Origin of the sequence: Streptococcus mitis (genome assembly GCF_047459985.1) — a bacterium.
GTDB classification, from domain to species: Bacteria; Bacillota; Bacilli; order Lactobacillales; family Streptococcaceae; genus Streptococcus; species Streptococcus mitis_DZ.
On the sequence record NZ_JASHHD010000008.1, the window covers coordinates 21,442 to 34,269 of the forward strand.

Sequence of the window (12,828 nt, forward strand, 5' to 3'; positions counted from 1 at the left end):
TAGTCCTCCTTTTTTGTAGTCAAAATCTGCAAGCCTTTTCAAAATATGCTATACTGATGAAAAAGGAGGATTTCTATGAGTCAAGAATTTATCAATCCAAGTGATGGCGTGATTAGTCAGTATTTAGCAACGAGTAAAACCCTTGCTGTGGTGGGGTTATCAGATCGTGAGGAAACAACCAGCAATCGAGTGACCAAGGAAATGCAGGCTCGGGGTTATAAAATCATCCCAGTCAATCCCAAGGCGGCAGGTGGCGAAATCTTGGGTGAAAAGGCTTATGCCAGCCTCGCTGAGATTCCTTTTCCTGTAGACATTGTCAATGTTTACCGTCGTAGCGAGTTTTTGTCAGATGTGGCGCGTGATTTTCTCAAAGCTGATGCTAAGATTTTTTGGGCACAGCTGGGACTTGAAAGTCTAGAAGCGGAAGAAATCTTGCGTGCTGGTGGATGCGATGACATCGTGATGAATCGCTGTATCAAGAGAGAACATACACGTTTGCTTGAGGAAGCATAAGAAAAAGGTAGCTGATGGGCTACCTTTTGTGTTATACTCAATGAAAATCAAAGAGCAAACTAGCCGCAGGTTGCTCAAAACACTGTTTTTGAGGTTGCAGATAGAACTGACGAAGTCAGCTCAAAACACAGTTTTGAGGTTGTGGATAGAACTGACGAAGTCAGTAACCATACATACGGCAAGGCGACGTTGACGTGGTTTGAAGAGATTTTCGAAGAGTATTAGAAAATGCCGATAAGGGTCTGCATACCAAGACTGGTGAGGATGATGGCAATCCAGCAGATGGCTCCGAGAACAATGGATTTTCCACTGGATTTGACCATAGCGACCAGATTTGTTTTGAGACCGATAGCACTCATGGCCATTATAATGAGGAATTTGGAGAGTTGTTTGAGAGGGGTAAAGAAACTACTGGATACCCCGAGAGAGGTCAGTAGGGTGGTTAGGAGAGATGCAAGGATAAAGTAAAGGATAAAAAGTGGGAAGACTTTTTTCAGTTGCAAGCCTTGCTTATTTTTTTGCTCGCGACTTTGCCAGTAGGAGAGAAAGAGAGTGATGGGGATGATAGCCAGAGTCCGCGTAAGTTTGACAATGGTTGCGGATTCGAGGGTATTAGTCTGGTAGAGACTGTCCCAAGCGCTGGCTGTGGCGGTTACAGAGGAAGTGTCATTGACCGCAGTCCCTGCAAAGAGGGCGAAGCCGTCATTTGATAGATGAAGCCAGGTACCTAGCGTTGGAAAGATGAGCGCAGCCAAGACATTGAAGAAAAAGATAACGGAGATGGCTTGGGCTACTTCCTTTTCCTTGGCGTGAATAACAGGCGCTGTTGCTGCAATGGCAGAACCACCACAGATTGAAGAACCTACTCCAACCAAGGTAGCCAGTTTTGTATCCAGTGCAAAGAAGCGCTGGAAGAAATAGGCAATAATCAGAGCTATTGAGATGGTGGATAGGATGACAGGGAGTGAAGATTGTCCGACTGCGAAGACTTGCGAGATATTGAGACCAAAACCAAGCAAGACAACGGCATATTGGAGCAATTTTTTAGAACTAAAGGTCAATCCAGCATCCAGTTGTTTATAAGACGAGAGAAAGGGATGTAGGAGCATGCCTATGAAAATCGCAAATACAGGCGCGCCAATCACAGGGAAGAATCCTCCTAAGTACCAAGATACGATAGAAATGAGAAGGCAGGCAAAGATGCCTGCTCCATTTTTTGATAGAAATGACATAAAAACCTCCAAATAGAATCTGTTACTATTATAGACCTATAAACAGGAAAAGTAAAATAGAAAGTGGAGCCTAATAATTATTTGACAAGTAGTGCTAATTATGTGATAATAATCTTACAAGAACTGTAACGAAGTCTTGGCAAAAACAAAAATACCAGAGCTCCACCTCTGGTATTTCTTTTTGTCCAGTTATATTAAAACTAAACTCAGGTTATATTTTTTTGTCGCGCTTATCTAACCACTTTCTGACTATCCACTCAGAAATGACATTACCGATAATAGTAATCAGTAACGGTGCTAGAATAGTTGTAACGAAGATTATCAAAACCTCAATACTCGTCGAAAATCTCATGATACGTTGTCATCTTCGGCTTACCTAACTTTAGTTATGCTTTCACCTCGATTCCTAGTCTCATGAGATTTTCATTGAGTATTCTAAAAACATAGTGTTGTAATGGATTAAAATTAACACACTTCAATTTGTTATGCTAGCGTTATTCTATCATGTATTTTTGCGGTCAGAGAGCTTTTGTAGTATAATAGATATATGTTCTTTGATCAAGGAGGATATATATGGACTTAACCAAACGCTTTAATAAACAATTAGATAAGATACAAGTTTCCTTGATTCGTCAATTTGACCAGGCTATTTCAGAGATTCCTGGAGTCCTGCGATTGACCTTGGGAGAACCAGATTTTACAACGCCAGATCATGTCAAGGAAGCTGCAAAGCGAGCCATTGACCAAGACCAATCCTACTATACAGGGATGAGCGGTTTGTTGACATTGCGTCAGGCGGCGAGTGATTTTGTAAAAGAGAAATATCAGCTGGACTACAATCCAGAGAATGAAATCTTGGTTACAATTGGTGCGACAGAAGCCCTATCTGCTACTTTGACAGCTATTTTGGAGGAAGGAGACAAGGTTCTCTTGCCAGCTCCTGCCTATCCAGGTTACGAGCCGATTGTCAATCTAGTGGGGGCAGAGATTGTCGAGATTGATACAACTGAAAATGGTTTTGTTTTGACGCCTGAGATGTTGGAAAAGGCAATTTTGGAGCAGGGGGACAAGCTCAAGGCAGTTATTCTCAACTATCCAGCCAACCCTACAGGAATTACCTATAGTCGCGAGCAATTAGAAGCCTTGGCAGCTGTTCTACGTAAGTATGAGATTTTCGTAGTCTGTGATGAAGTATACTCAGAATTGACCTATACAGGAGAAAATCATGTGTCTTTGGGAACTATGCTGAGAGATCAGGCAATTATCATTAACGGTCTTTCTAAATCCCATGCCATGACAGGTTGGCGTTTAGGTTTTATCTTTGCACCAGCAAACTTCACAGCTCAACTCATCAAGAGTCATCAATATTTAGTAACTGCTGCAAACACCATGGCACAACATGCTGCGGTGGAAGCATTGACAGCTGGTAAAGATGATGCAGAACCGATGAAGAAGGAATATATCCAGCGTCGGGACTATATTATCAACAAGATGACTGACCTTGGTTTTGAGATTATCAAACCAGATGGGGCTTTTTATATCTTTGCTAAGATTCCGGCAGGATATAATCAAGATTCCTTTGCTTTTCTGAAGGATTTTGCCCAGAAGAAGGCTGTTGCTTTTATCCCTGGTGCTGCCTTTGGACAGTATGGAGAAGGCTATGTTCGCCTATCTTATGCAGCTAGCATGGGAACCATTAGAGAAGCTATGAAACGACTTGAGGAGTACATGAGAGAAGCATGATTCAATCGATTACGAGTCAGGGTTTAGTACTTTACAATCGAAATTTTCGAGAGGATGATAAGCTTGTTAAAATCTTTACAGAACAGGCAGGCAAGCGCATGTTTTTTGTCAAACACGCCGGCCAATCCAAACTAGCTCCGGTTATTCAGCCCTTGGTGCTGGCACGATTTCTCTTGCGAATCAATGATGACGGACTTAGCTACATCGAGGACTATCATGAGGTGATGACCTTTCCAAAGATTAATAGTGATCTCTTTGTCATGGCCTATGCGACCTACGTAGCGGCTCTTGCAGATGCTAGTTTGCAGGATAATCAGCAGGATGCTCCCTTGTTTGCTTTTTTACAAAAGACCTTGGAGTTGATGGAAGCTGGCTTGGATTATCAGGTTTTGACCAATATTTTTGAAATTCAAATCTTGACCAGATTTGGAATCAGCCTCAATTTTAATGAGTGTGTCTTTTGTCATCGGGTTGGTCAGGCTTTTGACTTTTCTTTCAAATATGGAGCCTGCCTCTGTCCAGAACATTATCATGAAGACGAGAAACGTTGCCACCTGAATCCCAATATTCCTTATTTGCTCAATCAATTTCAAGCTATTGATTTTGAGACTCTGGAGACTATTTCGCTCAAGTCAGAAATTAAGCAAGACTTACGCAAGTTTATGGACCAGATTTACGAAGAGTATGTTGGGATTCACCTAAAATCAAAGAAATTTATTGATTCCCTAGCCGATTGGGGACAATTACTAAAAGAGGAAAACAAATGAAAAAAATCGCAGTAGATGCCATGGGGGGCGATTACGCACCCCAAGCCATCGTTGAGGGTGTCAATCAAGCCCTAGCTGACTTTTCAGATATTGAGGTTCAACTTTACGGAGATGAAGCTAAAATCAAGCAATATCTGACAGCGACAGAGCGCGTCAGTATTATCCATACGGATGAGAAGATTGATTCGGACGATGAACCTACGAGAGCTATTCGGAAGAAGAAAAATGCCAGTATGGTCTTGGCGGCCAAGGCTGTCAAAGAAGGAGAAGCAGACGCTGTCCTCTCAGCTGGGAATACAGGTGCTTTGTTGGCAGCAGGATTCTTCATCGTGGGTCGTATCAAGAATATCGACCGTCCTGGACTTATGTCGACCTTGCCAACTGTAGATGGGAAGGGTTTTGACATGCTGGACCTTGGTGCTAATGCGGAAAATACAGCCCAGCACCTCCATCAATATGCGGTTCTAGGTTCTTTCTATGCTAAAAATGTCCGTGGCATTGCGCAACCACGTGTTGGCTTGCTTAATAACGGAACAGAGAGTAGTAAGGGCGACCCGCTTCGTAAGGAAACTTATGAATTACTGGCGACTGATGAAAGTTTGAACTTTATCGGAAATGTGGAAGCGCGTGATTTGATGAATGGCGTTGCGGATATTGTTGTGGCAGATGGTTTCACGGGAAACGCTGTGCTCAAATCCATCGAAGGGACAGCCATGGGAATCATGGGCTTGCTCAAGACAGCTATTACAGGTGGAGGGCTTCGAGCGAAACTAGGCGCCCTCCTTCTCAAAGACAGCCTCAGAGGTTTGAAAAAACAGCTCAACTACTCAGATGTTGGTGGAGCAGTCTTGTTTGGTGTCAAGGCACCTGTTGTCAAGACTCATGGCTCAAGCGATGCCAAGGCTGTTTATAGTACAATCCGCCAGATCCGTACCATGCTAGAAACAGACGTAGTTGCCCAGACTGCGCGTGAATTTTCAGGAGAATAAAAGAGATGACAGAAAACGAAATTTTTGACCGTATTGTGACCATTATCCAAGAGCGACAGGGAGAGGACTTTGTCGTGACAGAATCCTTGAGTCTGAAAGACGACTTGGATGCTGACTCAGTCGACTTGATGGAGTTTATCTTGACACTGGAAGATGAATTTAGCATCGAAATCAGTGATGAGGAAATTGACCAACTGCAAAGTGTAGGCGATGTGGTTAAAATCATTCAAGCAAAATAAAGATAAGAAGTTCCAAGGCATTTGCTTTGGAATTTTTTATTTGGCTTAATACTCTTCGAAAATCTCTTCAAATCACGTCAGCGTCGCTTCATCTACAACCTCAAAGCCGTGCTTTGAGCCCCCTGCAGCTAGTTTCCTAGTTTGCTCTTTGATTTTCATTGAGTATCAATCTCCAAAAAGGAGATAAGAAATGAAGATCAAATGAAAAAATCAATTGATTTCTGCTAGAACAAAAATGTTAAAATAGTCACAAATTCAATTGACTTTCCTTTTTTCCAGGACTATAATGTAGATATAAAAAAGGATTTATTTTATAGTTGGGAGAAGGTGATGGCTATGTACTTTTGATAAACTAGTCTCTATCTTATATTTTTGGAAATTTTAGAAGTTCTATTTTGACTTCGTTTCTATTGGATTTTCTTACTTTGGATTTATCTATTTTAGGAGGAAATGGCTATGAAAAAATCTAAACTACTCACTCTTGGTCTGCTTGCAGGTGCTGGTCTGCTTTTATCTATCAACCAAGCACAGGCTGCAGATACTTGGGTTAAAAATGGTGCTGACTGGAATCTTTCACAAGATGGCAGTCTCGCTAAAAACAAATGGGTACAAAATGCTGGCTCATGGTATCATTTTGACAGCACTGGTAAAATGCAGACAGGCTGGCTCAAGGACGGTGATACATGGTATTCTCTAGCAGATAGTGGAGCAATGCGCACTGGCTGGTACAAGGAAGGTAATACATGGTACTCACTCGCAAATAGTGGTGCCATGCGTACAGGTTGGTACCAAGAAGGGTCTACATGGTATTACCTCAAAGGCAGTGGCGCTATGGCAACAGGATGGGCGACTGCAAATGGTAAATGGTCTTACTTTGAAAATTCAGGTGCTATGATCGCAGATAGAGCTGTCCCAGCCAGTGATGGGGAAAGTTATGTCATTGGCAAGGATGGTTATATGTTGACCAAACTTCCAAGTGAAGTTGAACAAGATCCTTTTGATGATACAGTTATTACAGATATCGTTACTTTGTCTGATGGTTATGATTATCACCTTGTTCATAAGAAAGATGGAGTTGTTATCGAAAAGAATGCCTGGTATATCAAACCTATTGTTGAACGTTTTTCTTATCAAAAGATTGGCGATGTAAAACTAAATACTTTAGATGCAATTACTGATAATAAAAAACCAGGGGAAGAAATTGATCCTAAAGCTGTTATAAAGAATTTCCAAAACTTACCAAATAAATATTACTTTGGAGCTGATGGACGTAAGGTTGCGAATCTACCAGAATTCACTACTCACTTCCCCATTCAAAAAGTTGGATCTGAACTTTATCTTAAAAATTCAAGTCCAGTTATTAGTCTAGAATCATCTGGATTGACAATTAATGACAACAAACTTTATCTAAGAGATGTCAATAATCGTAATGGTAAACTTGTAACTGGCTATTTCACAATGTTTATGGACGGATTATTATCTAAAGATCACCATATTTTGGGCTATGCAGATGAATCTGGTGAAATCGTGAAGATGAAAGTTTTACCTAATGATTTCCGTGATTATATTGAAAAAGGAATTTCAGGTTTTTATGGAGAAACTGTTAGATATGACAGTTCAACAGGAAATGTTTTTGTTGTGAAATAAACTATCTGACAGAGTAAAACGAAAAAGTGAACAGTTTCGTTTACTAGGAAATTATGTTCATTTCACTATAGGATAGGAGGAAATGGCTATGAAAAAATCTAAACTACTCACTCTTGGTCTGCTTGTAGGTGCTGGTCTACTATTGTCTATCAACCAAGCACAGGCTGCAGATACTTGGGTTAAAAATGGTGCTGACTGGAATCTTTCACAAGATGGCAGTCTAGCTAAGGATAAATGGGTACAAAATGCTGGCTCATGGTATCATTTTGACAGCACTGGTAAAATGCAGACAGGCTGGCTCAAAGAAGGCAATACTTGGTATTCACTAGCAGATAGTGGTGCTATGCGCACAGGCTGGTACAAGGAAGGCAATACCTGGTACTCACTCGCAAATAGTGGTGCCATGCGCACTGGCTGGTATAAGGAAGGTAACACCTGGTACTCATTAGCTAATAGTGGCGCTATGCGCACAGGCTGGTACAAAGAAGGCAACACATGGTACTATCTTCATTTTAGTGGTTCTATGATGACAGGTTGGGAGTGCATAAATAATAATTGGTATTATTTTGAACAATCAGGTGCGATGGCCTCTGATAGAGTTGTAAATTCTAGTGATGGGACAGGCTATATTCTCAGCAAGGATGGCCATATGTTCACTTTACAAAATAGCCCTTATAAAAATGATGATATTGTTCGTTTAGGCGATGGATATGAATATCTGATTACATCAAAATTTGACGGACATAACTATACTGATGTTATCGTGGATAAAAATACTTGGTATATCAAACCTGAGTTCAAGAAGTTTTCCGACAAATATGGGGATGAGGTTGCAAATACTACCTTAGCTTTAGTGGATAATAAAGAAGAAGGACAAGAAATTGATCCTAAAGCTGTTATTCGTAATTTCCAAAATCTACCAGGTCGATATTACTTTGGAGCAGATGGTCGTAGAGTATTACCACTTCCAGAGATGACAACTAGATCAGAAATCAAAAAAGTTGGCAATGATCTTTATCTAGAAGACCCAGGTGTACGACTTCGATTTGATAACTTCACAATCAATAACAATAAACTATACTATTTAGATAATGGACAAGGTAAGCTCAAAACAGGTTACTTTGTACTGATTGATGATGGTATGGCTACAACTCACTATCACTTCCTTGTATATGCAGACCAATCTGGTGAGATTCTTAAGATGAAACGCTTGCCATCAGGAGTTAGAGATTATCTTGACAAAGAAATCGATGGTTTCTATGGTCAAAAAATTAAGATTACACAGCCAAATAAGTATGAATATTACAAGGTTCTTGTGGTAAAATAAATAGATAAGCAATCTTCACAACTAATCGTTAACACTCTAACCAATATACCATTTTCAGGAGGCTTTAGATTTCTTGTATTTTAAAAGGAAACTAAAGCCTTTTGTAGATGGAATGCTACAGAAGATTGTAAATATAATAATGGAGAATGTGATTAGACAGTATGATTTTTATTAAGGAAACTCTATTTGCTTTATTGCTGATGGTTTCCATCATAGTTCCTCCAATTTATCTAGGTTACCAAATTACACCGGAATTTTGTAAAAAGAGATACATAAATGTTACTATCAATAATTTATTTGTTCCAAGCTTGCCTAGGGTGACAGTAAAAAATCAATTTCCTTTCATACCATATTTTTAGTAGGTAGGACGTTAGTTCTACCTATTTTCTTTATCCAAAAAGTGCAGTTGAGGTATTTATTTATATCGTTTGGAGTTTATTTGGAGTTTTATATGTATTTTTTGATAAAATAGGTATAGAAATTAGGAAAGTTTAAGAAAAGAAATGAATAAGATTTTAAAATATTTTTTAGTATTTGTTTTTCTATTTTTAATGAATATTTTCATCTTTAGGATACTAGCAACTCTGGGATTTCAGCTGACAATGACTGAAAAGAGTTATATTGTACCACCGCTATTTTCGATTATCGTTTTATATATGATTGACAAAAGAATTAGGAAGAAAAAGAAATAAATATATATTTTGAGCAGGACATTTGTTCTGCCTATTTTTTTGCCAAAAAATGCAGTTGGGAGGGAGAAAGGTGCATTTGGGGAGGAAGTCCAGTTTTTATTTGGGGATTGGGGTAAGATAGTTATTATCAGATGAGTTTAGGAAAAAGGAGATGAATATGAAATTTGGGAAACGTCATTATCGTCCGCAGGTGGATCAGATGGACTGCGGTGTAGCTTCATTAGCCATGGTTTTTGGCTACTATGGTAGCTATTATTCTTTGGCTCACTTGCGAGAATTGGCCAAGACGACCATGGATGGGACGACGGCTTTAGGCTTGGTCAAGGTGGCAGAGGAGATTGGTTTTGAGACGCGGGCTATCAAGGCGGATATGACTCTCTTTGACTTGCCAGATTTGACTTTTCCTTTTGTTGCCCATGTGCTTAAGGAAGGGAAATTGCTCCACTACTATGTGGTGACTGGGCAGGATAAGGACAGCATTCATATTGCCGATCCAGATCCTGGGGTGAAGTTGACCAAACTGCCACGTGAGCGTTTTGCGGAAGAATGGACAGGGGTGACTCTTTTTATGGCACCTAGTCCAGACTACAAGCCTCATAAGGATCAAAAGAATGGCCTGCTCTCTTTTATCCCTATATTGGTGAAGCAGCGTGGCTTGATTACCAATATCGTTTTGGCAACACTCTTGGTAACCTTGATTAACATTGTGGGTTCTTATTATCTGCAGTCTATCATTGATACCTATGTGCCAGATCAGATGCGTTCGACACTGGGGATTATTTCAATTGGGCTGGTCATCGTCTATATCCTCCAGCAGATCTTGTCTTATGCTCAGGAGTATCTCTTGCTTGTTCTGGGGCAACGTTTGTCAATTGATGTGATATTGTCCTATATCAAGCATGTTTTTCACCTGCCGATGTCCTTCTTTGCGACACGCAGGACAGGGGAAATTGTTTCTCGTTTTACAGATGCTAATAGTATTATCGATGCACTGGCTTCGACCATCCTTTCGATTTTCCTAGATGTGTCAACGGTTGTCATTATTTCCCTTGTTTTATTTTCACAAAATACCAATCTCTTTTTCATGACCTTATTGGCGCTTCCTATCTACACAGTGATTATCTTTGCCTTTATGAAGCCGTTTGAAAAGATGAATCGGGATACCATGGAAGCCAATGCAGTTCTGTCTTCTTCTATCATTGAGGATATTAATGGCATTGAGACGATAAAATCCTTGACTAGTGAAAGCTCCCGTTATCAAAAGATTGACAAGGAATTTGTGGATTATCTGAAAAAATCTTTTACCTATAGTCGGGCAGAAAGTCAGCAAAAGGCTCTGAAAAAGCTTGCCCAGCTCTTGCTCAATGTTGGCATTCTATGGATGGGGGCTCTCTTAGTCATGGACAATAAGATGAGTTTGGGCCAGTTGATCACCTATAATACCTTGCTTATTTACTTTACAAATCCTTTGGAGAATATCATCAATCTGCAAACCAAACTTCAGACAGCGCAGGTAGCCAATAACCGTCTGAATGAAGTTTATCTGGTTGCATCTGAGTTTGAGGAAAAGAAAACAGTCTCAGATTTGAGCTTGCTAGAAGGAGATATGGATTTCAAGCAGGTTCACTACAAATATGGTTATGGTCGAGATGTCTTGTCGGACATCAATCTGACTATTCCACAAGGCTCTAAAGTGGCTTTTGTGGGAATTTCAGGATCGGGTAAGACGACCTTGGCTAAGATGATGGTTAATTTTTACGATCCTAGTCAGGGAGAGATTAGTCTGGGTGGTGTCAATCTCAATCAGATTGATAAAAAGGCTCTGCGCCAGTATATCAACTATCTGCCTCAACAGCCCTATGTCTTTAATGGAACGATTTTGGACAATCTTCTTTTGGGAGCCAAGGAAGGGACGACTCAGGAAGATATCTTACGGGCGGTCGAGTTGGCAGAGATTCGGGAGGATATCGAGCGCATGCCATTGAATTATCAGACAGAGTTGACTTCGGATGGGGCGGGGATTTCAGGTGGACAACGTCAGAGAATCGCTTTGGCGCGTGCTCTCTTGACAGATGCGCCTGTCTTGATTTTGGATGAGGCGACCAGCAGTTTGGATATTTTGACTGAGAAGCGAATTGTCGATAATCTTATGGCTTTAGACAAGACCTTGATTTTCATTGCTCACCGTTTGACCATTGCTGAGCGGACAGAGAAGGTTGTTGTCTTGGATCAGGGCAAGATTGTTGAAGAAGGAAAGCATGCTGATTTGCTTGCACAGGGTGGCTTTTACGCCCATTTGGTGAATAGCTAGAAAGAGGAGAGGATGAAACCAGAATTTTTAGAAAGTGCGGAGTTTTATAATCGTCGTTACCATAATTTTTCCAGTCGGGTGATTGTCCCCATGTCGCTTCTGCTCGTGTTTTTACTTGGATTTGCAACTTTGGCAGAGAAGGAGATGAGTTTGTCTACTAGAGCCACTATCGAGCCTAGTCGTATCCTTGCAAATATCCAGTCAACTAGCAACAATCGCATTCTTGTCAATCATTTGGAAGAAAATAAGATGGTCAAGAAGGGGGAGCTTCTGGTTCAATATCAGGAAGGGGCAGAAGGTGTTCAAGTAGAGGCCTATGCCAGTCAGTTGGACATGCTCAAGGATCAAAAAAAGCAATTGGAGTATTTGCAAAAGAGCCTGCAAGAAGGTGAGAACCACTTTCCAGAGGAGGATAAGTTTGGCTACCAGGCTACCTTTCGCGACTACATCAGTCAAGCAGGCAGTCTTAGGGCTAGTACATCGCAACAAAATGAGACCATCGCGTCCCAGAATGCAGCAGCTAGCCAAACCCAAGCTGAAATCGGCAACCTCATCAGCCAAACAGAGGCTAAAATTCGTGATTACCAGACAGCTAAATCAGCTATTGAAACAGGTGCTTCCTTGGCCAGTCAGAATCTAGCCTACTCTCTCTATCAGTCCTATAAGTCTCAGGGCGAGGAAAATCCGCAAGCTAAGGCTCAGGCAGTGGCGCAGGTTGAAGCACAGCTTTCTCAGTTAGAATCTAGTCTTGCTACTTATCGTGTCCAGTATGCGGGTTCAGGTACCCAGCAAGCCTATGTGTCTGGTTTAAGCAGTCAATTGGAATCTCTTAAATCACAACACTTGGCTAAGGTTGGTCAGGAATTGACCCTTCTAGACCAGAAAATCTTGGAGGTGGAGTCAGGCAAGAAGGTACAGGGAAGTCTTCTAGACAAGGGGAAAATTACGGCGAGTGAGGATGGGGTGCTTCATCTTAATCCTGAGACTAGTGATTCTAGCATGGTTGCAGAGGGGAGCCTGTTAGCCCAACTCTATCCGTCCTTAGAAAAAGAAGGGAAAGCCAAACTTACAGCTTATCTAAGTTCAAAAGATGTAGCAAGGATCAAGGTCGGTGATTCTGTTCGCTATACGACGACTCATGATGCCAAGAATCAAATTTTCCTGGATTCCACGATTACTAGCATAGATGCGACAGCTACTAAGACTGAGAAAGGGAATTTCTTTAAAATCGAGGCGGAGACTAATCTAACTTCTGAGCAGGCTGAAAAACTTCGGTATGGGGTGGAAGGTCGTCTGCAAATGATTACAGGCAAGAAAAGTTATCTACGCTATTATTTGGATCAATTTTTGAATAAAGAGTAATGTTCG

General features: G+C 40.9%; 11 protein-coding genes. 10 read left to right on the forward strand and 1 reads right to left on the reverse strand.

Translation table 11 applies throughout. The annotated features are described in order from the left end of the window. The first annotated feature begins 75 nt into the window (after positions 1–75). On the forward strand, positions 76–513 hold the full coding sequence (locus tag QM959_RS05905) for a CoA-binding protein (RefSeq protein ID WP_414372024.1): 438 nt from the start codon (positions 76–78) through the stop codon (positions 511–513). Positions 514–734: 221 nt separating this feature from the next. Here QM959_RS05905 and QM959_RS05910 read toward each other — a convergent pair whose 3' ends face one another. Continuing rightward, a complete protein-coding gene (locus QM959_RS05910; RefSeq protein WP_218774347.1) occupies positions 735–1,745 on the reverse strand; it encodes a YeiH family protein in 1,011 nt (336 codons plus the stop codon). 573 nt (positions 1,746–2,318) lie between these two features. On the opposite strand from QM959_RS05910, the gene QM959_RS05915 reads away from it, so the two are divergent. From QM959_RS05915 to comB, 9 genes are all read left to right on the forward strand, one after another. After that, positions 2,319–3,488, forward strand: a complete 1,170-nt coding sequence (locus QM959_RS05915; RefSeq protein ID WP_414372027.1) for a pyridoxal phosphate-dependent aminotransferase — start codon at positions 2,319–2,321, stop codon at positions 3,486–3,488. Continuing rightward, a complete protein-coding gene (recO, locus tag QM959_RS05920) occupies positions 3,485–4,255 on the forward strand; it encodes a DNA repair protein RecO (protein WP_414372029.1) in 771 nt (256 codons plus the stop codon). Before QM959_RS05915 ends, recO begins: the two co-directional genes overlap by 4 nt. Further along, on the forward strand, positions 4,252–5,244 hold the full coding sequence (plsX, locus tag QM959_RS05925) for a phosphate acyltransferase PlsX (RefSeq protein ID WP_414372031.1): 993 nt from the start codon (positions 4,252–4,254) through the stop codon (positions 5,242–5,244). The genes recO and plsX overlap by 4 nt, the downstream gene beginning before the upstream one ends. Before the next feature lie 5 nt (positions 5,245–5,249). Then, entirely contained in the window at positions 5,250–5,483 is a 234-nt protein-coding gene (locus tag QM959_RS05930; RefSeq protein ID WP_414372032.1) for an acyl carrier protein, read from the forward strand. Positions 5,484–5,939: 456 nt separating this feature from the next. Beyond that, positions 5,940–7,130, forward strand: a complete 1,191-nt coding sequence (locus tag QM959_RS05935; RefSeq protein WP_414372034.1) for an N-acetylmuramoyl-L-alanine amidase family protein — start codon at positions 5,940–5,942, stop codon at positions 7,128–7,130. 88 nt (positions 7,131–7,218) lie between these two features. Next, a complete protein-coding gene (locus tag QM959_RS05940; protein ID WP_414372035.1) occupies positions 7,219–8,457 on the forward strand; it encodes an N-acetylmuramoyl-L-alanine amidase family protein in 1,239 nt (412 codons plus the stop codon). Between the two features lie 503 nt (positions 8,458–8,960). After that, positions 8,961–9,149 (forward strand): hypothetical protein, encoded by a 189-nt coding sequence (locus QM959_RS05945; RefSeq protein ID WP_414372037.1) that lies wholly within the window; start codon positions 8,961–8,963, stop codon positions 9,147–9,149. A 157-nt stretch (positions 9,150–9,306) separates the two neighbouring features. Next, positions 9,307–11,460, forward strand: a complete 2,154-nt coding sequence (gene comA / locus QM959_RS05950; RefSeq protein ID WP_414372039.1) for a peptide cleavage/export ABC transporter ComA — start codon at positions 9,307–9,309, stop codon at positions 11,458–11,460. A 12-nt stretch (positions 11,461–11,472) separates the two neighbouring features. Beyond that, positions 11,473–12,822 (forward strand): competence pheromone export protein ComB, encoded by a 1,350-nt coding sequence (comB, locus tag QM959_RS05955; protein ID WP_414372041.1) that lies wholly within the window; start codon positions 11,473–11,475, stop codon positions 12,820–12,822. Positions 12,823–12,828 lie beyond the last annotated feature (6 nt).